This is a genomic window from Nostoc sp. NMS4 (genome assembly GCF_017115095.1).
Lineage (GTDB): Bacteria > Cyanobacteriota > Cyanobacteriia > Cyanobacteriales > Nostocaceae > Nostoc.
Map to the genome: position 1 here is coordinate 1 of NZ_JABXKI010000302.1, position 25,945 is coordinate 25,945.

At 42.1% G+C, this 25,945-nt stretch carries 27 protein-coding genes; 14 read left to right on the forward strand and 13 right to left on the reverse strand.

All coding sequences use genetic code 11. From position 1 onward, the window contains the following. Nucleotides 1–181: 181 nt before the first annotated feature. Nucleotides 182–940, reverse strand: coding sequence for a pseudouridine synthase (locus tag HWQ37_RS28660; protein ID WP_292753810.1), 759 nt, complete (start codon nt 938–940; stop codon nt 182–184). 134 nt (nt 941–1,074) lie between these two features. On the opposite strand from HWQ37_RS28660, the gene HWQ37_RS28665 reads away from it, so the two are divergent. Beyond that, a complete protein-coding gene (locus HWQ37_RS28665) occupies nt 1,075–1,788 on the forward strand; it encodes an LmeA family phospholipid-binding protein (RefSeq protein ID WP_292753811.1) in 714 nt (237 codons plus the stop codon). Between the two features lie 396 nt (nt 1,789–2,184). On the opposite strand, the gene HWQ37_RS28670 is transcribed toward HWQ37_RS28665, so the two are convergent. The 3 genes from HWQ37_RS28670 to HWQ37_RS28680 all read right to left on the reverse strand — a co-directional run bounded on the left by HWQ37_RS28670 (nt 2,185) and on the right by HWQ37_RS28680 (nt 3,909). Continuing rightward, complete coding sequence (locus HWQ37_RS28670; RefSeq protein WP_292753812.1) at nt 2,185–3,069, reverse strand: phosphatidate cytidylyltransferase; 885 nt, start codon at nt 3,067–3,069, stop codon at nt 2,185–2,187. A gap of 15 nt (nt 3,070–3,084) precedes the next feature. Further along, nucleotides 3,085–3,687: a precorrin-6Y C5,15-methyltransferase subunit CbiT gene (cbiT, locus tag HWQ37_RS28675; protein ID WP_099100273.1), complete on the reverse strand. Its 603-nt coding sequence runs from the start codon at nt 3,685–3,687 to the stop codon at nt 3,085–3,087. Between the two features lie 81 nt (nt 3,688–3,768). After that, on the reverse strand, nt 3,769–3,909 hold the full coding sequence (locus tag HWQ37_RS28680; protein ID WP_292753813.1) for a hypothetical protein: 141 nt from the start codon (nt 3,907–3,909) through the stop codon (nt 3,769–3,771). A 1-nt stretch (nt 3,910) separates the two neighbouring features. Here HWQ37_RS28680 and HWQ37_RS28685 point away from each other — a divergent pair, with 1 nt between their 5' ends. Next, nucleotides 3,911–5,314, forward strand: a complete 1,404-nt coding sequence (locus tag HWQ37_RS28685) for a serine/threonine protein kinase (protein WP_292753814.1) — start codon at nt 3,911–3,913, stop codon at nt 5,312–5,314. 61 nt (nt 5,315–5,375) lie between these two features. Here the strand turns inward: HWQ37_RS28685 and HWQ37_RS28690 are convergent, their stop codons facing one another. The 4 genes from HWQ37_RS28690 to HWQ37_RS28705 form a co-directional block, all read right to left on the reverse strand. Continuing rightward, nucleotides 5,376–6,221: a DMT family transporter gene (locus tag HWQ37_RS28690; RefSeq protein WP_292753815.1), complete on the reverse strand. Its 846-nt coding sequence runs from the start codon at nt 6,219–6,221 to the stop codon at nt 5,376–5,378. Nucleotides 6,222–6,302: 81 nt separating this feature from the next. Continuing rightward, nucleotides 6,303–7,505: a DUF6014 family protein gene (locus tag HWQ37_RS28695; RefSeq protein ID WP_292753816.1), complete on the reverse strand. Its 1,203-nt coding sequence runs from the start codon at nt 7,503–7,505 to the stop codon at nt 6,303–6,305. 11 nt (nt 7,506–7,516) lie between these two features. Further along, a complete protein-coding gene (locus HWQ37_RS28700; protein WP_292753817.1) occupies nt 7,517–7,669 on the reverse strand; it encodes a hypothetical protein in 153 nt (50 codons plus the stop codon). Nucleotides 7,670–7,712: 43 nt separating this feature from the next. Next, nucleotides 7,713–7,898 carry a hypothetical protein gene (locus tag HWQ37_RS28705; RefSeq protein ID WP_292753818.1) on the reverse strand — a complete coding sequence of 62 codons (186 nt, stop codon included), beginning with the start codon at nt 7,896–7,898 and terminating at the stop codon, nt 7,713–7,715. 1,060 nt (nt 7,899–8,958) lie between these two features. Between HWQ37_RS28705 and tatA the strand changes: the two genes are divergently transcribed. Beyond that, complete coding sequence (gene tatA, locus HWQ37_RS28710; RefSeq protein ID WP_094348761.1) at nt 8,959–9,132, forward strand: twin-arginine translocase TatA/TatE family subunit; 174 nt, start codon at nt 8,959–8,961, stop codon at nt 9,130–9,132. 174 nt (nt 9,133–9,306) lie between these two features. Here the strand turns inward: tatA and cphA are convergent, their stop codons facing one another. After that, a complete protein-coding gene (cphA, locus tag HWQ37_RS28715) occupies nt 9,307–12,012 on the reverse strand; it encodes a cyanophycin synthetase (protein ID WP_292753832.1) in 2,706 nt (901 codons plus the stop codon). Between the two features lie 174 nt (nt 12,013–12,186). Next, entirely contained in the window at nt 12,187–13,050 is an 864-nt protein-coding gene (locus HWQ37_RS28720) for a cyanophycinase (protein WP_094348499.1), read from the reverse strand. Between the two features lie 540 nt (nt 13,051–13,590). Between HWQ37_RS28720 and trmD the strand changes: the two genes are divergently transcribed. From trmD to argH, 8 genes are all read left to right on the forward strand, one after another. Beyond that, nucleotides 13,591–14,325, forward strand: a complete 735-nt coding sequence (gene trmD, locus HWQ37_RS28725; RefSeq protein WP_292753819.1) for a tRNA (guanosine(37)-N1)-methyltransferase TrmD — start codon at nt 13,591–13,593, stop codon at nt 14,323–14,325. A 48-nt stretch (nt 14,326–14,373) separates the two neighbouring features. Continuing rightward, complete coding sequence (ispF, locus tag HWQ37_RS28730; RefSeq protein WP_292753820.1) at nt 14,374–14,859, forward strand: 2-C-methyl-D-erythritol 2,4-cyclodiphosphate synthase; 486 nt, start codon at nt 14,374–14,376, stop codon at nt 14,857–14,859. A 54-nt stretch (nt 14,860–14,913) separates the two neighbouring features. Beyond that, nucleotides 14,914–15,423, forward strand: a complete 510-nt coding sequence (locus HWQ37_RS28735) for a hypothetical protein (protein WP_292753821.1) — start codon at nt 14,914–14,916, stop codon at nt 15,421–15,423. A gap of 12 nt (nt 15,424–15,435) precedes the next feature. Then, nucleotides 15,436–16,038, forward strand: coding sequence for a PIN domain-containing protein (locus HWQ37_RS28740; RefSeq protein ID WP_292753822.1), 603 nt, complete (start codon nt 15,436–15,438; stop codon nt 16,036–16,038). Between the two features lie 24 nt (nt 16,039–16,062). After that, nucleotides 16,063–17,850 (forward strand): ABC transporter substrate-binding protein, encoded by a 1,788-nt coding sequence (locus HWQ37_RS28745; protein WP_292753823.1) that lies wholly within the window; start codon nt 16,063–16,065, stop codon nt 17,848–17,850. A 64-nt stretch (nt 17,851–17,914) separates the two neighbouring features. Next, the gene (gene larB, locus HWQ37_RS28750) at nt 17,915–18,703 is read left to right on the forward strand and encodes a nickel pincer cofactor biosynthesis protein LarB (protein ID WP_292753824.1); all 789 of its coding nucleotides are present in this window, start codon (nt 17,915–17,917) and stop codon (nt 18,701–18,703) included. A gap of 106 nt (nt 18,704–18,809) precedes the next feature. Then, nucleotides 18,810–19,016 (forward strand): hypothetical protein, encoded by a 207-nt coding sequence (locus HWQ37_RS28755; protein ID WP_292753825.1) that lies wholly within the window; start codon nt 18,810–18,812, stop codon nt 19,014–19,016. Between the two features lie 89 nt (nt 19,017–19,105). Beyond that, the gene (gene argH, locus HWQ37_RS28760; protein WP_292753826.1) at nt 19,106–20,491 is read left to right on the forward strand and encodes an argininosuccinate lyase; all 1,386 of its coding nucleotides are present in this window, start codon (nt 19,106–19,108) and stop codon (nt 20,489–20,491) included. Between the two features lie 217 nt (nt 20,492–20,708). On the opposite strand, the gene HWQ37_RS28765 is transcribed toward argH, so the two are convergent. Beyond that, a complete protein-coding gene (locus tag HWQ37_RS28765) occupies nt 20,709–20,876 on the reverse strand; it encodes a hypothetical protein (protein WP_012412073.1) in 168 nt (55 codons plus the stop codon). Nucleotides 20,877–21,533: 657 nt separating this feature from the next. Here HWQ37_RS28765 and HWQ37_RS28770 point away from each other — a divergent pair. Together HWQ37_RS28770 and HWQ37_RS28775 are read left to right on the forward strand one after the other, a co-directional pair. Continuing rightward, nucleotides 21,534–22,028, forward strand: coding sequence for an NUDIX hydrolase (locus tag HWQ37_RS28770; protein WP_292753827.1), 495 nt, complete (start codon nt 21,534–21,536; stop codon nt 22,026–22,028). A 196-nt stretch (nt 22,029–22,224) separates the two neighbouring features. Continuing rightward, nucleotides 22,225–23,067 carry an alpha/beta fold hydrolase gene (locus tag HWQ37_RS28775; protein WP_292753828.1) on the forward strand — a complete coding sequence of 281 codons (843 nt, stop codon included), beginning with the start codon at nt 22,225–22,227 and terminating at the stop codon, nt 23,065–23,067. Between the two features lie 26 nt (nt 23,068–23,093). On the opposite strand, the gene HWQ37_RS28780 is transcribed toward HWQ37_RS28775, so the two are convergent. Next, a complete protein-coding gene (locus HWQ37_RS28780; RefSeq protein ID WP_292753829.1) occupies nt 23,094–23,300 on the reverse strand; it encodes a hypothetical protein in 207 nt (68 codons plus the stop codon). A gap of 27 nt (nt 23,301–23,327) precedes the next feature. Next, nucleotides 23,328–24,188 (reverse strand): pantothenate kinase, encoded by an 861-nt coding sequence (locus HWQ37_RS28785; protein ID WP_292753830.1) that lies wholly within the window; start codon nt 24,186–24,188, stop codon nt 23,328–23,330. A 109-nt stretch (nt 24,189–24,297) separates the two neighbouring features. Between HWQ37_RS28785 and HWQ37_RS28790 the strand changes: the two genes are divergently transcribed. Continuing rightward, nucleotides 24,298–25,945: diflavin flavoprotein (locus tag HWQ37_RS28790; protein WP_292753831.1), on the forward strand; the 1,648-nt coding region annotated here is incomplete at its 3' end.

The following is a 25,945-nucleotide window of genomic DNA, read 5'->3' on the forward strand; positions in this document are numbered from 1 at the left end:
ATCCTGGTTAATGCAACCACTTGATCTAGGGATAGACCCTGTTCTTGACGCAATGCCCAAAGTTGAGCGCCTAACTCTGCCAACTTTTCGGCTCGTTGTTGCTCTAATGAAAGTGATGGCTGGTGATTATTCTTCTTTCTTAGCCATTTCATGCCTACTGACACTCCTTAACTCCGCTGAATCAATAATTAGGTTGCGTTATCTGATCTTGCAAAAAGTGAATCTCACGATCTTTGAGGGAACGATATTTACCCTCAGACAAAAAGGGTTCATTTGGAGTTTGTAATTTAATTGAGCCGATAGCAGTCCGATGCAGCTTGATTACTGGGTATCCTAATTGTTGAGCTATCCGGCGAATTTGGCGATTTCTTCCCTCCTGCAATACTATTTCTAAAACGCTTTCCTCGGTACGACGTTCTATTAGGCTTACCTTAGCGACCCTGGTTTTTCTACCCTCCAACATCACACCTTCACGCCACATTTGTAGTACTGTTTCTGGAGGATGTCCTTTGACCAAAACATGATATGTCTTGGAAATACTGTGACGTGGATGGGTTAGCCCAAATGTCAGTTCTCCGTCATTAGTCAGGATTAATGCTCCTGTAGAGTCTGCATCTAGACGGCCAACTGGGTGAATACCTGAACCCTCCCGTAATTCTTTCGGTAATAGATCCAGGACTGTTGGTCTGTGATCAGGGTCGTAGCAAGTGGAAACTACTCCCCTTGGTTTGTGCAGCAATAGATATATTAAAGCCGGACGCTGCTTTTGGGATACAGGTTTACCATCAATTGCGATCGCATCTTTTTCAGGATCGACTTTTTGACCTAAATGTGCTATTACCCCATTAATCTGCACCCGTGAATGCCTAATCATTTCTTCAGCTTCACGACGCGAGGCGATACCCCATTGAGCGAGAATTTTTTGTAACCGTACCTCCATGTGGAAATTGCTTATTTACTGTTATCAATTAAATGATATTTGCATTTTGTAGCGAGTAGGCATAAATGTTACATTTAAAGCTTGTTTAATTTCTGTTCGGTTATTGAGCAAATACTCATAAACAGATTGGTTAAATGCCAGAGCCAAATTCCCAAACAACAAGTGCAAATAAAATCCGCATAATTACGCAGGTACTCACAACAGCAGTCAAGCTCTGGTTGAGAACACAGGTCAGCCAAATATCAGAATTAGAAGTAGAGATTAAAGCTAGCGATCGCCAACTTCTCTCTGGGCGCATTCCTTCGGTATCTATTTTTGCTAGTCATGCAGTTTATCAAGGTCTCCTAATTACACAAATTCAATTAATCGCAGAAAATATCCGGGTAAATATTGCTTCCGTACTCAAGGGAAAACCCCTGAGACTGTTAGAAACAGTACCAGTGTTTGGCGATTTAATCGTAGACGAGAAGGATCTGAATGCTTCTCTCTCATCAGACTTATTATCGACTGCTTTGAGCGATTTATTGGTTAAGGTTTTACCACCAGATTACCCACAGTCACAACCAATTAAGTGGCAAGAAATTCTGCTTGGGAACAACCAAATTATACTGCGAGGTTTGAGAGTAACCAATAGTGAAACAACTCCTCTAGAGATTTGTCTAAGCTCACAATTACTCAGTGGGCATGAGTTACAACTGGCACTTATCCCCATCAAGCCCGACCAAGGAGACATATTAAACGACAATCATCAGTACAATCTGGATCTTGGCTCGGATGTTGATATCCAAGAATTAACCCTGATCCCAGGTAAGTTAGTATGTCGTGGGCGGATTAACGTTAACCCTTGAGGAGGGCGGATTTAACTAACTTTGGGGGTTTAAGTCCCCTGTCTCTACACGCAGCGCTTTTTGATACCTAAGAGGATGTTTTAAAAGTGGTTGGCTGTGATTTTAATAGAATGATTACCCCCCTTAATCCCCCCTTATAAAGGGGGGAAACCGGAAAAGAATCTAGTTCCCTCCCCTTGGCAAGGGGAGGGTTAGGGTGGGGTAAAAATATTTGATACATCAATCATGACTTTTAAAACATCCTCTAAGCTAAATCCCCGGACGCGACGCTCGAGGACTCGCTAACGCTGCGCTATCGCAGACTCGCTAACACAAAACGTAATTACGAATTACGAATTATTTTAAAAGACTCATTCACGAGTATCAAGGTTTCATCTTCAATGCCCAATGCCCCATTTATCTAATTAGTGGCAAAAGTAATGTCACAAAATAGTAAACCAAAGGAGCAGTGAAAATATAACTATCGGTACGGTCTAAAATACCACCATGACCGGGGATCAACTGTCCAGAATCTTTAACTCCAGCATCCCGCTTCAGCATAGATTCTGTGAGATCCCCTAAAAGACTAGCAATACCAATCAGCAAACCCAATGCTAAACCTGTGAAGGGGGATTTGGGCAAGTGAAGATAATAGGCTCCTGCTATGGCTACAGCAACACTTGAAGTAATGCCAAAGACAGCGCCTTCAACAGTTTTTTTCGGGCTAATGTCAGATAGACGGGTTTTTCCAAAGAATTTGCCAATGGTGTAAGCACCAATATCAGCTGCCCAAATACACAAAAAAGTTAGTAGTGTGGCTGTAAAACCTTGTGCTAAAGAAGCGGAATTTGCCTTTTCCCAAAAATCTGTCCAGGTTGTGGGCCAGTAACCTCCCAAAGGGAGATTGCTAAAAGCAGCACTATCAATTGCTCGTAACCGCACCCAATAACTTGGTAAATAACCGACATAAAATAGCCCCATAATAGAAGCGGAAACATCAGCGATCGTGGCAAATTTGGGCTGAAACAGTAGGTAAAAACAAATCAGTGTGCCAGCTATTGGCATTACAGCGTCAGCTAAACTGCCATCAAGGGTACAAATTACTAGCAGGACTTGGCTGACAGCCATAGTAGTTTTAGCTGCGGGAGCGATGCCTCTAGCTCGCACCAAATTAAAATATTCCTGTTGACCCAAAAAGATGATAACCGCAAAGATGATGGTAAAGTACCAACCACCCAAAAGGGTTGCACAAAGAGCAAGAGCGATCGCAACAATTCCACTAATAATCCGAGACCAAGGCATAGAAGTATTTTTTATTTAGTCTAGTTTCTCACCACTGAGGATAAAAATGGGATCGACGGCGGTAAAGGTTTGAGAAAAGCCGCGTGTCTCTAGGCGATTAACCGCAGACTGGACTACTTCGATATTTCTAGCTCTTAATAGAGAAAAGCTCTGGGAAATAGCATACAGACTTTCTAGATTAGCAGCTGTGGCTACAACCCGACCGGATGGCGGCAAATAATGCCAAGCTGCTTGCAGAATTTCTTGAATGGGGCGGCCTCCCTCGATACAAACGCGATGAGGGGTAATCTTGAGGTCATGCAAACACTCTGGGGCGCTACCTTCAACAACTTCGACATTTTTCACATCAAAGCGATCGCAGTTACGCTTGATCAGATTAGCTACTTCTTCATCCCTTTCGATAGCAATAATCTGTCCGCCTGGACATAATAGCCCCACTTCTACCGGAATTGTACCTGTCCCTGCACCAATATCCCACAACACAGAATCGGATTTTAGTCGCAGTTGGGCAATCAATAGCAATCGAACTTCTCGCTGGCTCAGGGGAATTCCTGGCAAATGCTCGAATAATTCATCGGGAATACCAGGGGTAATATAAGGCCAAAGTTGGGAGGGCATAGAACTACGCAATTATACTAAAGATATCGATTTGCCAAATTGAAAAGCTTTGAAGAAGAATTCAGAATTCAGAAGTCAGAATCAAGACGCGACTCGAAAATACTCGCTTGCCGTCGGCGCTATCCGCCAGTCATACAGAATACCCAACTGAATTCTGACTCCTGACTCCTGAATTCTGTTCAAGCTATAAAACTTTTCAACCGTAGCATTACAAGAAAACATAATGATTGGTGAAATATTAAGCGATCGCTACGAAGTTCAGCAGCTATTAGGGAAAAAAGCAGGGCGGCGGACGCTATTAGCTCGTGATTTGCAAACTCAGAAATTAGTTGTCATTAAATTACTCTCTTTTAGTAGTGATTTTGAGTGGGATTCCCTCAAGTTGTTTGAGCGAGAAGCCGAAACTTTAAAAAACCTAGCACATCCCTCAATTCCTGGCTATTTAAACTATTTTGAGGTAAATTTACCAACCATCAAAGGATTTGCTCTAGTACAAACTTATATTCCTGCACAAACTTTAGAGCAATGGTTACAAACTGGGCGGACTTTTACCGAAGCTGAAGTCAAACAGATAGCCAAAGCACTTTTAGAGATTCTCGTTTACCTACATGAACTACATCCGCCTGTAATTCACCGTGATATTAAGCCTAGCAATATTTTATTGGGGGAGCGTTCTGGTAATAGTGTCGGTCAAGTTTATTTGGTAGATTTTGGCTCAGTGCAGACTGTCCTAGCTACCGAAACCGGGACAAGAACTGTGGTAGGAACTTATGGCTATATGCCACCAGAGCAATTTGGCGGACGCACTGTTGCAGCATCAGACCTTTATAGTTTAGGCGCAACCTTAATTTATTTAGTGACGGGTACTCACCCAGCCGATTTACCCCAAAAGGATTTTCGGATTCAGTTTGAACAATTGGCTAATCTCAGTCCCAGCTTTAGCAATTGGTTAAAGTGGATGATTGAACCTAGTTTAGAACGGCGTTTGAGTTCTGCGATCGCTTCTGTCGCAGCTTTAGAGAAACCACAACCAACAAACTTGCCTACTTTGGTTGTTGGCAAACCAGACGGGAGTAAGATTCAACTAACCAAAAATGGGGATTCTCTAGAAATTATCGTTCCCCCATCTGGTTTTGATCCATCAATAATATTTACAGGTTTATTTGCGATCGCCTGGAATTCATTTATCCTACTTTGGACAACGAGCATAGTCTTGACATCTTTTCCTGCCAACATCCCCTTTGCCTTATTCTCACTTCCTTTTTGGGGTGCTGGCTTTATGATGGTGTATAAATTTCTCTTTCATTTATTTGGACGCATCTGCTTACGCCTAAATCCCAAAGAAATTGCCTTAACCTGGGAGTTGTTTGCTTGGAAATTTTCTCGTACCCGTGCATCGCCAAGACAAAGTATTAATAAGTTAGTTTACATTCCCAAACATTTTACTAAAGATTCTGAAGGCACGAGAATTGCCGTTCCCCCACAATTGGATATTTGGGTAGGAGTAAAAAAATATCAACTTGGTGGTATTGGTGGTGTGATTAAATCTGAAGCGGAACTGGAATGGCTAGCTCATGAATTAAGTAATTGGTTAGGTTTACCAATTACCAATCCAATGGGAAGTTAGTTTGCTAATCACTGAGAATACTGAATAGTAAACAACCCCATTTTTTGCCCTGACTAGGTTGCTATCTTCGGATCTGACTTAAGAGGATTGACACTAAGATCATACTAGCACCAAGAAATCCGCGCACTCCCATAGTTTCTCTCAATAACAAAAAGGAGAAAATAGCGGCAAACACTGGCTCTAGCGTATAAATTATTGCTGTTTGTGTAGCTGGAACCCATTGCTGGGCAAAGGCTTGAGTCCACGTAACAGCAGCAGTTGCAACTATTCCAAGATATAAAATTACGACGAAATTTGCTTTAATCGCTCGAATTTGGTCAACTAATTCAGGAGCAGCCCAAATTGTTCCCAGCACTGCTACAACAAAAAGCTGTAGTGCAGTAAGTTTAATTGAATTGTGCCGAGACGCAAACACCTCTAAAACCAAAATGTAAATTGCATAACACACAGCACAACCAAAGACCCAAAGATCGCCTATATTTAACGATCCACCTTCCCAAGACATTACGCCAATACCTGCAAGGGCAAGGAATGCTGATAGAAAGGCAATCAGGGAAACAGACCGCCCCATTAATGCTTCTATTAGTGGTATCAAGATGACATTCATGCTGGTAATAAAAGCAGCTCGGCTAGCGGAAGTAGATTCTAATCCAATTACCTGAGTGGTAAAAGCTGTGAACAACAAAGTTCCAAGGATTATGCCATCACGTACCAATCGCCTGTTCAGCTTGAAACCAAACGGCAGACAAGCTAATGCAGCTACCAAAAATCGACTTCCAATCAAAGCACTAGGGGAGAGGCTATCGATCGCATTTTTGAGGAGCGGAAAAGTCGTTCCCCAGATTAAAGTTGTAAAGAGAAGAAGTATAACACTCTGGTTATACCTATGCGATGCATTATTAGACATTAACTTTGGCATTTTTTAGCAGTTTCGTCATCTCATCTCAAGAAATTGAAGAAAAGGGAGATCGGCTTTATTATTAATGCTTCAATCAGCTTTAAGAAGAGACTTACAGCGAAGTAGAAAAGAGTTAAACAACACTCTTGTAGCCTGAGGTACTCGAATCGAGCTATAAAGGTGTATCAATCCACTAGGATCATCCAACGCTAGTTCTTTATGTGTAAGGCATAACGCTTCCCTACGATGAGGTTCAAAGGCTCGGAACAAACTTCGGTAACTTGGATCTCGAAGTCCCATCTGACCATTGCTATTGAGTTTTAAAAGTCCACTTTCTAAGAGCCGATCAAGGGTCAGAATAGCAGCGTTGACATCATGATCTTTGTCAGATCCTCCCAGACGAAAGGCATCTGCGCCGAGTTTAATTCCTAGATATGCTGCTGCTACTTTTCCTGCCTCATCCTCAGAGATTTCATTCCTATAGCTCTTACGAGCGATCAGCTCTAATTCAACTCCATCTGCTCTCCAATCTTCTACACTGCCTATCCAGTAGTTATGAAGCAAATTATTTTGTAGTTTAAAAAGTAATCCCAACCCACTTGCATGTCCTGCTTCATGGAATTGATACTCTAACTGCTGGATTAGTATTCCAGTTGTTTCATCACGCAGAACATCTAGTATTAGCTCTGCTGTATCTGCATCAAAAATTTGAGGTATCGTAATTTTTGTATAAAAACTATATCTGGCTCGCTGTGCTTCTACATCATTGAGTACAGGACCACTATTGTTTAACGCTGCCCAGCCATTAGGAGGAATAAAAGGAAGTCCTGTATTCTTTTCAAAATGCCCACAGCCGTCAATCTTATAAAAAGAAATTACTTCAGGTATTGGCTCTGCTAGATAACTAAAGGTTTCACGTATTAAGTCATCTAATCCCTCCAGTGCTTGATGTTTAATATTAACCCGTTTTCCAAGAATTGCAGAGAATTTAGTATATATTTCCCCTCTATGAGGGCATGAATAGGGACATACGATTAGGAAGTCTCCATTACTTCCAAGAAACTCTTGACTGTCAAATCTATCAAGCAAGGTTTTAAAGTCTTTAGTGTTTATAGCATAAAATTCATTATGCATCCAAGCTTTTGGGAATCTTTCATCCTCAACCAGTTTGAGACATTTTATGCTAGCTTCCGCCCAATTGTCTTCGCGTACTAATCTAATAATTTCCTGAGCTAAATCTTCACCTTTTGTTAAAGTCTTAATTTCTGGAAAAGAAGAAATCCTATTCATCATCTTTCTCACTATTACTTAATGTTGCTTTGACCTAACTTCTTGTGGCGTGACAGACAGCCTGTAATATGCCCAGCCATCTCGCTGCCGCCGTGCAGATGACTAGCGAAAGCTGCTCTGATGGCAACCTGCTCGCCGTTCAAGGCATTGCGCCTGGAATATCTCATCGCAACTGCCACTGCAAGGGCGGCTGCTGCTTGCAATAAATAGTCATGGCGATCGCACAGATGTTAGACACTGTGTCGCCGCAGTCGCAACGAAACGGCTTGGGGACTGTCGGATAACGTCAAGTTCGACGATGACGATGATAGCTATGGACACGGTGTATGAACTACGGCCAATATCGGTGTCCAGGATTGACACTGGGGAGCAGATACCATCGCGATCGAGGTTCATGGGTACGGCTTTGTTGCACCAATAATCAAAGATATTGATGCGATGATGTAGGCAAAATACAATGTATTACATCAAAAGTTAAATTTTTGATGGCTTGATTCTCTTTAATTAAATTGAATTAAATGAAAATATTTCTATTGCCTTTAACACTTAAATAGAATACTTGGCAATTTAAATTATTTTTTAATTCAACTTAATTAAAACATGAATTAACCTTTCTTTCTTCATTATTCTTTTTATATCAGAGATTTTGGTCGAATAGAGTTAATGTTAGGTTAAGTTTGACTTAAGCTACTTAAAACACACTCTAAACGTATAGAAACTAGGGAAAATCGAGAATCATAATGGTTAATACAAATAAAAAAACCTAGTTTAAATCAAAAATAATGCGCCCAAGATAAATAAAAGACAACTATTAGATGCTTATGTAAAAATCTGAACTTCAAAGTTCTGTTATGCTTATAATGGTGCGTATTCTTTGGAGCAAAACCACTCATGAAGTTCAGTTTTATCTGACTTATTTACAGAGAAACTCTCAACTTTTAGGTTGGGCTATCAGAAAACATTGGGGTATTGAAAACCAGGCTCATTGGACACAGGAATTGTACTTTTGCTCAGGATGCTTGCCGCATTCGCTCTTTCCACAGTCCCCAAAATTTTGCTCTTTAGCGACGAATTGCTCTCAATACTCTCAACCACAAACAGACTTACAAACAGGGCAGCTGCATCTAAATTACTCTTGATCGCAACCAAGGTTTAGAAGCAATGAAAAATTAGCATTTCTCGTTTGATTCATTTTCCAAGCCTTAAAGCGATCTCACATTCTACACTTCAAAATGTAATATGCATATATGTTTCAGTCCAATCCGTATCATAGGGTCATCTTTAACAATCAAAGTTCGTAGCATTACCTCCTTGGGTTCTGTTGATTCTATTAGCGATTATGCCAAGTTGCTTTGTCAAAAGTTTTTGAGGATAAAAAGACTTATTGGTGGTTAACTCATCCGATTGGAGGCATCAATGTCTATATTTAATTACAGGAGCCTTAGAGGAAATTTATATGTTTGGACTGGGATGGCCAGAAATAGCCGTAATTAGCATAGTCGCTATTCTAATTTTCGGCCCCAAAAAAATTCCTGAACTGGGAACTGCACTGGGCAAAACCCTACGAGGTTTTAAGGAGGAGATGAAAACTCCCAGCGAGGAAACCAATCAGGAAGAAGAAAAACAGTAATTGAAGAAGAATTCAGAATTCAGAATAAATCAGTGGGGGATTCCGATCCGCCACTTTCTTGTTCACCACTAAACTTTTGATTGAATGGGGAACTTAAACCAGAATTAAATGCTGGATTCTATTTTGTTAAAGGAGTCAGAGACAGGAGTCAGCGTACTTTCTCCTGATTTCTGATTACAGCAAGGTATTAACAACAGAAGAAGGTGTGATCCCATTTTGGGAATCGATGACAGTTGTGCCGGGATTTTGTTGGTGTGTCTCTTCTTTCGCTAAACCACGCAGCTTAATTAACTTAATTGCCCTAGTAACGCTTTCTGGCAAAATTACCACCAGGCTGTTATCAGGAGCCATGTCTAAGCCTTTATTGATCGCTTGGGTTTCATCCAGAATTGATTCATAGCGGCTATCAGGCTTAACTTCCGTGATGCCTTGAATAATCAACTGGGCGGCTGATCCCCGTAGTCGTCCCCGTGTGTCATCGTCTTCTTTGATGATAATGTAATCAAAAATTTGTGCTGCTAGTTTACCCAAAGTAACAAAATCTTCGTCGCGGCGATCGCCTGGGCCACCAATTACGCCAATCCGTTGTCCTGTAGTCCAGTTCCGCACAAAGGAACCTACAGCTTCGTAACTGGCTGCATTGTGGGCATAGTCCACCAAAGCATGGTAGTTGCCTAAATTAAATAGATTCATTCGTCCCGGCGTTTGGCTAACTGAAGCCCGGAAAGTCCTCAAACCAGCCCGAATCTGCTCAATTGTGACGTTTTGCACAAACGCTGCCAAACTTGCTGCTAAAGCGTTGGCAATCATAAATGGCGCACGTCCGCCCATTGTTAAAGGTATATTTTCGGCTCTTTCTATGCGGTGTGTCCAATCACCTTTAACAATTGACAAATAGCCATTTTCATACACTGCTGCTACTCCGCCCTTTTGGATGTGCTTTCGCACTAGTTCCGAGTCGGGGTTCATGGTGAAGTAAGCAATATTAGCCTTAGTTTTTTCTGACATCGCAGCGACGCGGCGATCGTCTGCGTTAAGTACCGCGTAACCATCAGGGAATACAGCTTCCGCGACTACGCTCTTAAGGTTAGCTAGCTGATCAATGGTATCTATATCGCCTATTCCTAAGTGGTCTGAGGCTACATTCAATACCACACCCACATTTGCGGCTTCAAAGCCCAATCCAGAGCGGAGAATGCCACCGCGAGCCGTTTCCAGTACTGCTACTTCCACTGTGGGATCTTGGAGGATGACGTGGGCACTTTGGGGTCCGGTGTTATCGCCAGCTTCTACTAAGTAATCACCGATATATGTCCCATCGGTAGTGGTATAACCTACTACTTTACCCGTCTGTTTATAAATATGTGCTAGTAGTCGAGTAGTGGTGGTTTTGCCATTAGTACCCGTGATGCTGAGGATGGGAATTTGGCTAGATTGCTCGTTAGGAAACAGCATATCCATCACTGCGCCGGCGACATTGCGGGGAATACCCACGCTTGGGGCAACGTGCATCCGAAAACCGGGGGCGGCGTTAACTTCAACAATCACGCCATCGACTTCCCGCAGAGGACGGCTAATATCTGTGGTGACGATATCGAGTCCGGCGATATCCAAACCGATAATCTTGACTACTCGTTGTGCCAACCAAAGATTTTCTGGGTGAATTTCATCGGTACGGTCTACGGCACTACCCCCTGTACTCAAGTTTGCCGTTGCCCTGAGATAACAAATAGTACCCTTGGGTGGCACGCTATTTAGGGTGTAACCTTGCCTTTCTAGCAACTGGTAGCTGGTGCGGTCTAGTTCAATCTTAGTTAGGACGTTATCATGTCCTTCACCCCGATTTGGGTCAAGGTTTGTTTCCTCAATCAATTCGGAGATGGTGGATCTGCCGTTGCCGATGACATGAGCCGGGACGCGCTCGGCTACTGCGACTACTTTCCCATTTACCACAAGTACCCTGTGGTCACGCCCAACGTAATATCTTTCGACAATAATTGACCGAGAAACTTGTCTGGCAGCTTCGTATCCGGCTTCAGCTTCTTCCCAAGTTCTGATATCAATGGTGATCCCACGTCCATGATTACCATCTAATGGCTTGATAACGATGGGATAGCCGCCAACTAATTCCAGGGCTTGTTCCAAATCGTCTAAGAAGTTGATCACTGTACCTCTGGGGACTGGCGCACCAGCAGCCGCGAGGATGCGTTTAGTTGCTTCTTTATCACAAGCTAGTTCTACGCCCAGAATGCTGGTGTTGTCCGTCATTGTGGCCTGCATCCGCTTCTGGTTAACGCCGTAGCCTAGCTGAATCAAAAAGCGGGCTTCCAGCGACATCCAGGGAATGCCTCTTTTTTCTGCTTCTTTGACGATCGCTTCCGTAGAAGGGCCCAAAGAAGCATCACGGGTGAAGTCTTTCAGGTCTTGGATATCTTGCTCTAGTTCTGCCTTGGGATAACGGCCTCGATCAACGATACTCTGGCACAGCCGTACTGCGGCTCGTCCAGCGTAGCGTCCCGCTTCCTCATTCAGGTATTCAATTACTACTTGATAAATTCCGGGTGTGGCAGTTTCGCGGGTGCGACCAAAGCCGACATGCATCCCAGCTAATTCTTGGAGTTCTAAGGCTACGTGTTCTACTATGTGGCCGATCATAGTGCCTTCTTTGACTCGCATCAGAAAACCACCACGACAGCCAGGGGAACAATAGTGGCCCTCCAGACTTGGCAGCGCCTCAACTAATCCTTCATAAAAGCCAGGGATTTCATTCGAGGGGGTCTCGCCAAGGTTTTCTAAATCGAGGCGCATGACGATCAGTTTGTGGCGTCGAATGCTCCAATAGTTTGGGCCGCGTAATGTCTGGATCTTGAGGATTCTCATGGGAATAGGTAGATGGAGATTCGGAACCAAAATTCTAGTTTCTTACTGGAATTGACCGCTAAACTGTTCGTTAAAAACAGTTTTTTCTTTTTACATGGTATTCTTATCATTTTTCTACGGTAAGAAATAATAAATGTGCGGTCAACTCAGTGTAACCTCAGATACTCTATCCCGTCAGCTGGAGATTCGGTGTACAGCAGGCAATACAGTCCTCTGGTACAAGTGGAAGCGATCGCCGTAGCTGAGGATATGGAGACGTAAATTATGTACGGTTAATGGTTCATTAGCACCGACATGGGGTTCGTTGGTGTGGGTTAACTCGGTGGGATCAACAATGGTAACACTGCCTTTGCCCATAACTTGTAGCCAACCATCACGTTCAAACACAGCACAAGTATCTTCGTCAATGCCAATACCTAAGCGATCGGGATGAGCTGCGATCGCACTAATCAGTCGCCCCATGCGATTACGGTTGTGAAAATGTTGGTCAACGATTACTTCAGGAATAAATCCCAAACCCGTTGCCATATCCACTAGGGAACGATTGGGCGTTTCTCCACTACCACCGCCAGCAATCATGTGATGCCCCATCACCGCCGCTCCTGCACTAGTACCTGCTAAGGTAAGTTGCCCCGCCCGCACCCGTTGGCGAATAATTTCCATTGCTGGCGTATCTGCCAATACGCCACAAAGACGCAGCTGATCTCCTCCTGTCAAAAACACCCCACTACAGGCTTCTAAGGATGCTTTGATCTGGGAGGCTTCACACTGTTCTCGTTCGCGGATGTCTAAAATTTCTACCTTCTGGGCACCCATTTCTTCAAAAATGCGAATATACCGACCACCGATGATGGCAGGTTCTCTAGAGGCAGATGGAATAATTGTAATATAAGCCTTACTAGCACCGGCGCGTCCAAAAAAAGTTCGTAGGATTTCGCGCCCATGAACTTTATCTTCTGCACCTCCGATAACCAGAACGGCGGTTTTAGTTGCTTGGGGTGTCCTCATTTCTAGCGATTTAGCTTGTAATTGCGGCATTTTGGTTCTCCTGTCAACAACTTCAGGTGAATTTAACAAGGTTTAGAAGCCTGATAATTTTGGCGCTTTGCAACTTTTGAGAGGACACTTTTTGGAAATTTGGAACTGGGTCAGCCACTCTCCAAATTCTCGCTTAACGCTCGCGTTGCCTCAGTCTAAACGTGTTTGTTCCCATTCCTCAAACCCAGCGCCTTGTTTTTCACCTGTCCACTTGCAGCAGGGGGCAAAATAGTCTTTAAGTGGCTAGATTCGCCCTTTTGGGTTGGGGGCGAGCAGTTAAGACTACGCTTTTTGATGAGGCTGGCTCGATGCATCCTGGAAGTTGTTAACTTGATATGATTATTAATTTAAATGTAGTTGTGACAACATTTAAACATAAATTAAGTAATTAGAAAAACTTTTGATCCCATCTAAAATCCAGGAGGTCTGGTAGTTTTAGATACTATTGATAAAGTTTAACTGGAGTTTGACCCGACTTTAGCTTGCTGATGTTTGCTAGACATTCAAATTTAAGATTAGTGTCCTCGAATACGAATAACTGTGCGCTTTGATATAGTTACGCTTTTTCCTGACTGTTTTAACTCTGTTCTCAATTCTGGGCTGCTGGGTAAAGCCTTAGCCAAACAGATTGCCGAAGTGCATCTGGTTAATCCACGGGACTTTACCACTGACAAGCACCGAAAAGTAGATGATGAACCCTACGGTGGCGGTGTTGGGATGCTAATGAAGCCAGAACCTATTTTTAGTGCTGTGGAGTCGCTGCCGATTCTACCCCGAAGAGAAGTGATTTTGATGAGTCCACAGGGTCAAGCAATTAATCAACCTCTTTTGAAAGAATTAGTGAGAAATTATGACCAGTTAGTAGTTATTTGCGGGCATTACGAAGGAGTGGATGAGAGGGTGCTACATTTAGTAACTCGTGAAGTATCTTTGGGCGATTTTATTCTGACTGGTGGGGAAATTCCAGCAATGGCTTTGATTAATGGCGTGGTGCGGCTGCTCCCAGGAACCGTAGCGAAAACGGAGTCCCTCATAGCAGAAAGTTTTGAGGAAGGGTTATTGGACTATCCTCAATATACTCGTCCTGCGAATTTTCGGGGCTTGAAAGTGCCTGATGTCTTGCTCAGTGGCAATCATGCAGCGATCGCACGGTGGCGTTACGAACAACAAATCCAAAAAACCCGCGATCGCCGCCCTGATCTCCTAGAGGAATGGAAGCAGGGGAGGCAGGGGGAGCAGGGGGAGCAGGGGAGCAGGGGAGCAGGGGGAGAATAATAATTTCTAACTCCTAACGAATGACCAATGACAAATAACAAATAACAAATGACAAAAATTCGTATTGGTAACGGCTACGATATTCACCAACTGGTGAGCGATCGCGCTTTGATTTTAGGTGGAATTCAAATCCCTCACGAACTGGGTTTGTTGGGGCACAGTGACGCTGATGTACTGACTCATGCGATTATGGATGCCATGCTTGGGGCATTATCTTTGGGGGATATTGGTCATTATTTTCCACCTAGCGATCCTCAATGGGCGGGAGCAGATAGTTTAGTACTATTAACTCAAGTACATCAACTGATTTGCGATCGGGGCTGGCAGATTGGAAATATTGACTCGGTGGTAGTAGCAGAACGCCCCAAATTAAAACCGCATATTCACAATATGCGCGATAAATTAGCGGCGATTTTAAAATTAGAACCAAATCAAATTGGCATCAAAGCTACCACCAACGAAAAATTAGGCCCTGTTGGCCGCGAAGAAGGCATTTGTGCTTATGCCGTCGTTTTACTAGTGGCTTCCGAGTAACTTTTCTTTGGAAACATCGGTAAAAATATCGAAGACTCACAAGGATTGAAATCAATGATTGATAGCGACCAACAAACCTTAACTTGGTGGGAAATTAGAGCCTTACAAGCTACAAACATAGAAGATATAGACTTTCCCGATCTTGTTGCTTTAGACAAAGAGGAACAAATTATTCTCATCGCTGAAGTCAAAGGTTTACCATGCAATTTTCAAGAAACAAAAGCCAAAAAATATGCTATTTTACGACTGATTGATTATTTGCAAGCCGCAAAAATAGTGATTCCCTTTGCCATGCTTATTGATGTGAATAAAATTCTGATTTTTAAATGGGATGGCAATAAGTTATCAGAGCCAATTATCAGCCTTAATACTGCTGATATACTCAGTGAGTATGAGCCAGATTTTCATAAAAAACAAATTTTTAATCTTTATCTTACAGGTCTGACAGAAGCCTGGATAAGTGATTTCTGCTATCACTGGAAGTCAGAAATACCGCCAGCATCGAAGGAGCTAGCAGAAATAGGTTTGTCACAGTTATTGAAAGGTGGAATTACTCAACCTTAGGTACTATAGGCAGTGATACTTTACGTAGAAACAAACTTTTTAATGAGTATTGCTAAAGGACAAGATGAACTAGTAGAAAATTTTCTGGAAAATGTACCTACCTCAATATCCTTAGCAATACCGAGCATTTGTTATGTAGAATCTTTAGCGACTTTAGAGCAAGAAGATAAATATAACCAAGATTTTATTAGCCGATTGGACATTCAAGTTAACGAGGCTGTAAGAGATGAAACTTCACAAAATGCTAAATTAGTTGTTAAATATTTGAAACAAGCTAAGATTAGCTTTCTGCAACGTACTAATGACACAAAAAAGCGTTTTGATATAGCATTAAACCAGCTTTTTACCAAAGCAGAAGAAATTCCGTTAAGAACAGAAATTATTGATGTAAGCCTTGCTAGAAATATCCTTGAAAAGCATCTTATGGATAAATTGATTATAGAGTGTATAGTTTACCATGCACGCTTACACCCAAACGAAATCAAAATATTTTTAAGCGCTAATTCCAAGGAATTTGGCAGACGTGAGGTTATAGAGGTTTTACGAGATAGTGGTATTCAGTATTTCAATAAAACTCAAAACTTCCTTGGTTGGCTACAATATCAATCAAATTAACTACACTATTCGCGTATTGAAAGTATGAAATTTTTTAGTAAAATATTTCTAGCAATTAAACATCTTTGGTTGCCAATAATTTTGACTTCAGCAACAGCACTTATACTTACCGCTTGCAACCCAGCTAATTTCAAAAGCGCAGCCGCTCAAGTACCGCAATTGGTAATTAGTATTCTTAGTGATCCCAAAACTTTTAATTATCCTCTTAGCCAAGAGTCACCAAATATTTTTGGTTTGACTTATGAAGGGTTAACTACTCAAAATCCCATAACTGGGGAAATAGAACCAGATTTAGCAGAATCATGGCAAATTTCCGATGATAAATTAAAGATTGTATTTACTCTACGAGATAATTTGAAATGGTCTGATGGACACCCATTGACAGTAGATGATGTGATATTTACTTACAACGATATTTATCTCAACGAAGCAATTCCTACCGACGTAAGAGATACGTTAAAGATTGGCGAAAAAGGTCAGTTTCCCACTGTAAAAAAAGTCGATAATCGGCGCATTGAGTTTACTGTTCCAGAACCCTTTGCACCTTTTCTAAGTAGCGCTACAGCAAATGCAATTTTACCTGCTCATACCCTTGAGAAATGGGTCAAAACAAAAGATAACGAGGGTAAATCACAGTTTTTGACAAAGTGGGGCGTTGATACTCCACCAGATCAACTAATCGTTAATGGTCCTTATAAACTAGAGCGTTACGACACCAGTCAACGTATAGTTTTTCGGCGCAACCCTTACTACTGGCGTAAAGATGTTCAAGGTAATCCCCAACCTTATATTGAACGCATAGTTTGGCAAATTGTAGAATCAACAGATACTTCCTTACTACAATTTCGTTCTGGTGGGTTAGATAATATAGGAGTATCACCGGAATACTTTTCCTTACTAAAAGTGCAAGAAAAGCAAGGTAATTTTAAAATCTATAATGGTGGTCCAAATTTTACTACAAGCTTTATGTTCTTCAATTTAAATAAAGGTAAAAGAGAAGGCAAGCCATTAGTAGATCCCGTCAAATCGCGTTGGTTTAATACTGTGGAATTTCGGCAAGCAGTAGCCTATGCAATTGACCGCCAAACGATGATTAACAACACTTTTCGCGGCTTAGGTATACTACAAGATTCGCCACTAGCTGTACAAAGCCCCTATTATTTTTCGCCTAAGGAAGGGCTAAAAGTTTACGACTATAACATTCAAAAAGCAAAGCAACTGCTAATAAAAGCAGGATTTAAATACAATGAACAAAATCAGCTATTAGATGCTCAGGGAAACCGTGTTCGCTTCACTTTACTCACAAATGCTGGTAATAAGATCCGTGAAGCAATGGGATCGCAAATAAAACAAGACTTGGGCAAAATTGGTATTCAATTAGATTTCACTCCTCTGGCATGGAATACATATACAGACAAGATTTCTAATACCTTAGACTTTGATGCTGGATTGATTGGGTTTAGTGCTGGATTAGAACCAAATGATAGTGCTAATCTTTGGTCTCCTCAAGGTGGCTCGCACCTATTTAATCAAAAACCCAATGCGGGGCAAAAGCCAATTGAAGGTTGGGAAGTTGCTCCTTGGGAAGCACAAATTGGTGAACTTTATATTAAAGGAGCAAGGGAGTTAAACGACGCAAAGCGGAAAGAAATTTATGCTCAAACGCAACAGCTATCTCAGGAATATTTACCCTTGGTTCACTTAGTAAATGTCTATTCTCTGTCAGCTGTACGTAATCGTTTTAAAGGGATCAGATTCTCTGCCCTTGGTGGTGCATTCTGGAACATTCATGAAATTAAAGTAATTGATTAGTCATTAGTTGTCTACTAACTAATGCCTAATTACAAACAACGAAGGACAAAGGACAAAAGATTAAATGACCGATGAAAAAACATTGCGATCGCTACTCGTTGCGGTTGCTAATGGTAAAGTTACGCCAGATACGGCATTAGACTCACTCAAAGACTTAACTTATGAATCTGTAGGTGAATTTGCCAAAATTGACCACCATCGCCAGCTAAGAACTGGTTTCCCAGAGGTGATTTGGGGGCCTGGTAAAACTCCCGATCAAATTTCTCAAATTATGGAGGTGATGCGTCTCCGTAATCCGGTAGTGATGGCGACTCGCATTGAACCAGCAATTTATGCCGCATTAGAATCAAAAGTTAGCGGTTTGCGATATTACGAATCGGCGCGAATTTGTGCGATCGCTCCCCCTACCATCGAACCACAATTTGGGGGTGAAATTGGCATTCTTTCGGCTGGTACTGCTGATTTACCCGTTGCTGAAGAAGCCGCCGTAACTGCTGAACTTTCTGGTTTTCGCGTCCAACGCCTCTGGGATGTCGGCGTTGCTGGGATTCACCGCTTGCTGAGTAACCGCCACCTGATTGAGTCAGCATCGGTGTTGATTGTCGTGGCGGGGATGGAAGGCGCTTTACCCAGCGTTGTTGCGGGTTTAGCAAGTTGTCCTGTGATTGCCGTACCCACCAGCATCGGTTATGGCGCAAGCTTTGGTGGTTTAGCACCTCTATTGACAATGCTTAACTCTTGTGCTGCGGGAGTAGGCGTAGTAAATATCGACAATGGTTTTGGTGCAGCAGTTTTGGCGGGACAGATTTTGCGGACTGCCGAGAAATTGCGGTTGGCATCGGCTGCATCTTGAGTTAAGACATTGAAGTTACATCCAATATTTCAGTAAATATCAGTAATTAATGTAAATAATAGACTGGCGCTGAAATTTACCATCCCTAACTTCTTAATCACCAAATATGAGCCACTACAGCGATTTTACATCTCAGTTACTTTGGCATTTGCCTGTAAATTTGACAGCATTAGCACAAACAATTACCGATCCAAACGTTTTGGGTCAGATTCAAAAAGCTTGGAGTCACTTTATACAAACAGGTCAAGTGTGGGCATTGTTGATTGGTTTAGTTATTGGCTATATCATTCGGAATCTAACTAGCTACGGTTAAAGTAATTTTGGATTTTGGATTTTAGATTTTAGATTAATCCAAAATCCAAAATCTAAAATCCAAAATTGATGCCCCTTTCCTCAAAATTTATGACCAAAGAAGAAACTTGGAGCCAGCGATTTGAATCAGCATTGCATCCAGCGATCGCTCGTTTTAATGCCAGTATAAGTTTTGATATTGAATTAATCGAATATGACCTCACTGGTTCTCAAGCTCATGCAAAAATGCTTGCTCACACGGGCATCATCTCCCCAGAAGAAGGTGAGCAACTGGTTGCAGGTTTAGAACAAATTCGCCAAGAGTACCGCCAGGGGAAATTTCAGCCCGGTATCGATGCTGAAGATGTACATTTTGCAGTTGAACACCGACTGACAGAAATTGTCGGCGATGTTGGTAAAAAGCTGCATACGGCGCGATCGCGTAATGACCAAGTTGGGACTGATACCAGACTCTACCTCCGCGACCAAATCCAACAAATCAAAAGCGAATTGCGGGAATTTCAAGGTGTTTTACTGGATATAGCTGAAAACCACGTTGAAACCCTGATTCCTGGTTATACTCATCTACAACGCGCCCAACCTGTGAGTTTAGCTCACCATCTCTTGGCATACTTTCAAATGGCGCAACGCGACTGGGAACGCTTAGGAGATGTTTCTCGGCGCGTCAATATCTCACCTTTGGGGTCCGGTGCTTTAGCGGGAACTACTTTCCCCATTGACCGCCATTACACAGCCAAATTATTGAATTTTGACGATATTTATGCTAATAGCCTCGATGGAGTGAGCGATCGCGATTTTGCGATCGAATTTTTGTGTGCTGCTAGCTTGATTATGGTTCACCTCAGCCGCCTTGCAGAAGAAGTCATTCTTTGGTCATCTGAAGAATTTCGCTTTGTCACCCTCAAAGATAGCTGTGCTACGGGTTCCAGTATTATGCCCCAAAAGAAAAATCCCGATGTCCCAGAATTGGTGCGGGGGAAAACAGGACGTGTATTCGGTCATCTCCAGGCGATGTTAGTGATCATGAAAGGGCTACCCCTGGCATATAACAAAGACTTACAAGAAGATAAAGAAGGTCTATTTGATAGTGTTAACACAGTCAAAGCCTCTCTAGAAGCAATGACGATTTTGCTCAGGGAAGGCTTAGAATTTCGTACTCAACGTTTAGCATCAGCGGTGACGGAAGATTTTTCTAATGCTACCGATGTAGCAGATTATCTGGCAGCACGGGGCGTTCCTTTTCGGGAAGCTTACAACCTTGTGGGTAAGGTGGTCAAAACTAGTATTGCCGCAGGTAAACTCCTAAAAGATTTGAAATTGTCAGAGTGGCAAGAACTACATCCGGCATTTGCAGCAGATATTTATGAGGCGATCTCCCCCCGTCAAGTTGTGGCAGCCCGCAACAGTTACGGTGGTACTGGCTTTGTACAGGTAAACAAAGCACTCATCGCCGCCCGCGCTCAAATTGCTCAATAGAGGGACTGGGGAGATAAGAAGATAAACAAAACTCCTAACTCTTGTACAGACGCGATTAATCGCGTCTCTACTTTTAACTCCTAACTCCTAACTCCTAACTCAGCACTCAGCACTCAGCACTCCTAACGCCCAATCCCCAAAAATAAATAAGGGCGTACAAATAAATGTGCGCCCCAAAAGGTAAATAACCCAAACAATAAGGATTTAGGCAAGCAGCTTAGTCAGTGTCAGCTGCTGTTGCTGCGCCTTCTTCTTCTTCACTCTTTGGTGGTCTTTGTTGGAACCTTCTCTGCATTCTTCCTGTCGTAGTCCGTTTACGAAACTTTCTGGCATACGCCTGGTTACGTAGCGCCTTTTCTTTTTTCGGGTTACGGCGCTTGGCCATGTTCACCTCTATTAATAAACAACAAAAAAGTAGTAACTAGGCATCACGTAGGCAATATTAGCTACCAATATTATTGATATACTTTTAGCCTAGTGCAGCAATAAATACGCTTTAAACAGTGTACTAGTCTATCGCATTATACTTAACTTTGTCAATAAAAATTCTAATTATTCCCGCCAGCAAGACTAAAAATATCTTTTCTTAGATTCCAATCTGTCAAAGAGATTGTAAATTAACTCATTAGTTGTTGTTCTTGAAACCAACCAATATTATCAAGAAATAATTAAAGAGTCAGTTATCAAAACTTAGGAGGCATAGCTTATGAATTCAGAATTTTGGATTTTGACTTATTATTGACATTATTTTTTTAATGTGTACTGAGAGAAGTCGGGGATCTGAGTATCTCGATTTTCACAACTCATTTAGGATTGCTATATAAAGTGAGAATTTACCTGATTCAAAACATCTCATGTATATATAAATACAGTGCTTCTATTAAAACTTGATGTTAGAATTGATAATATTCTACGTAAATCGTGAGAATAAAATCTCAAGCCACAAACATTTTTGTATAAAACAAAACTCAACAAAAACTTTATTAGTTGAGCTTATGTAAGTGGTAGGGAACTATAGAATACAACACATAAATTTTGAAGATTGAACGTTATTGCTTTTTTTCCGGCAGCTGTCGAGTCCACACGTAGCTTATGGCGTATTGGACAAACAGTATTGGGTATAATATTTCGTCATCCCATTACTGGCACTAGTATCATCCCAATTTTACCCGATGGTCGGATTGTACTGATCCGGCGGCGCGATAATGGTCTTTGGTCATTACCTGGAGGGATTGTTGATTGGGGAGAAGATATTCCCAATACAGTCCGCCGGGAATTGATGGAGGAAACGGGGCTAGAATTGGTGACAATTAACCGTTTGGTAGGAGTTTACTCTGCACCAGACCGCGATCCCAGAATTCATTCAATTTGTATTGTGGTTGAAGCCGAGGTACATGGGACAATGGAGATTCAAGACACCTTAGAAGTCATGGAAATCCAAGCTTTCTCTCCCAGTTTACTACCTTCAGGACGGATGTCTCACGACCATACTCGGCAGTTGCAAGACTACTTGAATGGCTTGACAACATTGGCATAACAATATTTTTTCATTAGTCATTAGTCATTAGTCCTTTGTCATTTGCCGCCAAAGTTATGATCTCACGAAGCCTTGGCTCACATTTTCACATTTCTCTCTTTGTAATTTATCCAGAACTAGTTAATAATGACCAATAACCAATGACTAATGACTAATGAGTATTTATTATGGTGCTAAAAGTTAACTACTAAATAAAATGGATACACTATTCCGTAACTCCCGGAGAAAGCTCTCTCAAGGGTTACTATTCTGGCGTGAAGTCGGTGAAAAAACTCCTATAATTTTTTTACATGGTGCTTGGAATGAAAGCAGTCAATGGTTATCTGTGATGGAGTCCCTTGCACAAGATTTTCATTGTTTTGCACCTGATTTGTTAGGGTTTGGTGAATCAGAAAATCCTAATATCCACCATTCGATAGATTTACAAGTTGAGTGTTTAGCTGAATTTTTGCAAGCTGTGAAGCTAGAAAAAGTATATTTAGTGGGGCATTCTCTTGGGGGTTGGATTGCTGCTAGCTATGCTTTAAAATATCCAGAGAAAGTTAATGGTGTGGTTCTGCTAGCACCGGAGGGCGTAGAGATAGCAGGACAAGAAGAGTATTGTCTGAAGATGCGGCGATTATTGAATTATCCACCACTAATAGTTAAGTTGTTGCGATCGCTAACTCCCTTAACTAAAATCTTAGGTTGGCATGAAAAAATTGCACAAGACTTGCAGCTGCGTCAAGCGCTATTACCGTACCCCATAGGTTGCCAGTTACTTTTCAAACGGCGACAAGTAGAAATTGAGGCGGAATTACTGCAAAAGCAGCTTTACATGATAGATGTCCCAGTTTTTATTTTACAAGGTGGCCAAGATACACCAGATGCTTTAGCCAAGAGCCGGGTTTATGCTCAACTGATTCCAAAAGTCGAGTTAAAAATTATTCCCCATGCTGGCAATGATTTACCAGAATCTTGTGCTGGGGTTGTAGCGAGTGAAATTCAGGAGTTTATTCAAGGTATTTTAAAAAGCCATAATTTCAACGAATTAAACTAGCTCATTAAGAGTTTGTTGCCAATCCACTACACATATTCCTTCGCTCTCAAACCGTGATATGTGTTAGAAACAGATATAGCTCTTTGATAGCTTCCAACACTCAAAATATTGGACAGTGGAGAAGATTTTTCTTCAATCAACGCATCGATTATTGCCCTAACTTTGAGAAGATCCACTAAAGAAAGGGCAGCGAGTTGTTGCATAATTACATAAAGCGATGATGTTTTGGGCATAACTTCATTATGGGTAAACTTCTATCTTCATTTTATTCCATCTGTGCTATCACCCATTACTATTTCCCGCATTCCCAAAAAAATTAAATTTTGTTCTACAAGCAAAGATGCTGTAATTTCAGGATATAAAGCTTGCAGATAGTTTAATAATAAAGTGCGATCGCCCCCTTTAATTGCAATTTTCCCATTAGGAAATAAATCCCACCACGCCTCAATAAAATCTTTGATTCCAGCTAATATTGTATAAATTACTCCGCTTTGAATTGCTTCTGTTGTATTAAGCGCAAAACGTGGTGGTAGAGACGGAAAAATTTGCATTTCCACTAATGGCAATTGTCCTGTTTGTTGACCAAGAGTTGCAAATTGCAAACCTAATCCCGGCAAAATTGCACCTCCAACTAGACACTCATTAGCATCCGCAGCCGTGAAAGTTAGCGCCGTCCCAGCATCAATTACCAACATCGGAAAACCCCAAGTTTTTGCCGCACCCCACAAAGCTAAAGCGCGGTCAATTCCTAGTGTGGGATACACTGCTTTTAGTGGTATTTCGTCTAAGGTAATAACGCGAATGTTGGGATAACTTTGCCAAATAGCAGTTTGGCTGGGAACAACCGAGGCGAGGAGAAGAGGACATGGGGGCAGAGAAACAAAAGTGCAAAGGGGTGGAGTATTTGTGAGAAAATTACTTTGATGATCGGGTGGAGAAATTGCCAGTAATAAATCATCTAAGGTTTGACATTCAGCTAGATGTTGGATGGCAGACTCAGGAAGATAGTCGATATCCCAAGCTGAGTAAAGTCTCTCGCCAATAAACAATGCCCAATGCAGCCGAGAATTACCAATTTCCAAGGCTAGCCAAATTTCCTCTCTGTACCTCTGTGATTTCACACTTTTAACTTTTTTAAGTCAACTATAGGCTTTTTAATAAAAATTAACATTCAAGCCGTGTCACAATAAAAGAAGAGGAACAAATACTCATTGTGTTAAGGAGGGAGTTATGGTAGCGCTCACCGAAAAAACTGAAAAACGGCTCACCATACAGACTGTAGAGATTGCTCAAGAGACGACGGCTATTCGCTCTTTGGATTGGGATCGCGATCGCTTCGATATTGAGTTTGGTCTGCAAAACGGTACTACTTATAACTCGTTTCTCATTCGCGGGGAGCAGACTGCCTTAGTTGATACCTCTCACGAAAAGTTTCGTCAACTATACTTCGATACGCTGACCGGACTAATCAACCCAACAGAGATTGATTATTTAATTATCAGTCACACTGAGCCAGACCATAGCGGTTTAGTTAAAGATTTGCTGCTTATGGCTCCAGAAATTACTGTTGTTGGTTCTAAGGTGGCGATTCAGTTTCTGGAAGATTTCGTACATCAGCCATTTAAACGGCGGATTGTGAAAAATGGCGATCGCTTAAATTTGGGCAACGATCATGAATTTGAATTCGTAATTGCTCCCAATTTACACTGGCCGGATACCATTTTCAGCTTCGACCACAAAACCAAAATTCTCTACACCTGCGATGCTTTTGGGTTGCACTATTGCTCAGATAGCACCTTTGATGAAAACTTAGCAGCGATCGCAGAAGACTTTCATTACTACTACGATTGTTTGATGGGGCCGAATGCCCGATCGGTTTTGTCAGCCCTGAAGCGGATGGCGGAACTGAAAACCATCGACATGATTGCCACAGGACACGGCCCGTTATTATCTCACAATGTTGAGGAATTAGTTGGACGTTATCGCACTTGGAGCCAAAGCCAAGCCAAGCCAGAAACAACGATTGGCATATTTTACGTTTCCGAATACGGATATAGCGATCGCCTCGCCCAAGCAATTGCCAACGGTATCGGTAAAACTGGTGTCGCCGTGGAAATTGTCGATTTGGGATCGGAAGTCGATTTACAAGAACTGCGGGAACTAGTGAGCCGTTGTGCTGGGCTAATTGTTGGTCTACCTCCGGCTTCTGGCGCTGCGAGCATCCAAGCTGCACTTAGCACAGTTTTAGGATCTGCTAAAGAAAAGCAAGCGATCGGCGTATTTGAAACCGGCGGTGGCGATGATGAACCGATAGATCCTTTGGTGAGTAAATTCCGCAATTTGGGTTTGACAACAGTTTTTCCAGCGATTCGGATTAAACAAACACCCACAGAAAACACTTATAAGTTGTGTGAAGAAGCCGGTACAGACTTGGCTCAATGGGTAACACGCGATCGCAGCATCAAAGTCATGAAATCTCTTGGTGCTGACTTAGATAAAGCACTAGGTAGAATTAGCGGCGGATTATATATTATTACGGCCAAAAAAGGCGATGTTTCCAGTGCGATGTTAGCCTCTTGGGTTGCTCAAGCTAGCTTTAAACCCTTGGGATTTTCTATTGCAGTCGCCAAAGATCGAGCAATTGAATCACTCATGCAAGTAGGCGATCGCTTTGTTCTCAACATCTTAGAAGAAGGCAATTTCCAACCATTAATGAAACACTTTTTGAAACGGTTCGCCCCTGGTGCCGATCGTTTTGAAGGAGTGAGAACCCAGCCAGCCGAAAATGGTGCGCCCATCCTCAACGATGCCCTCGCCTACATGGAATGCGAAGTCATCAGTAGAATGGATTGCGGCGACCATTGGGCAGTATACAGCA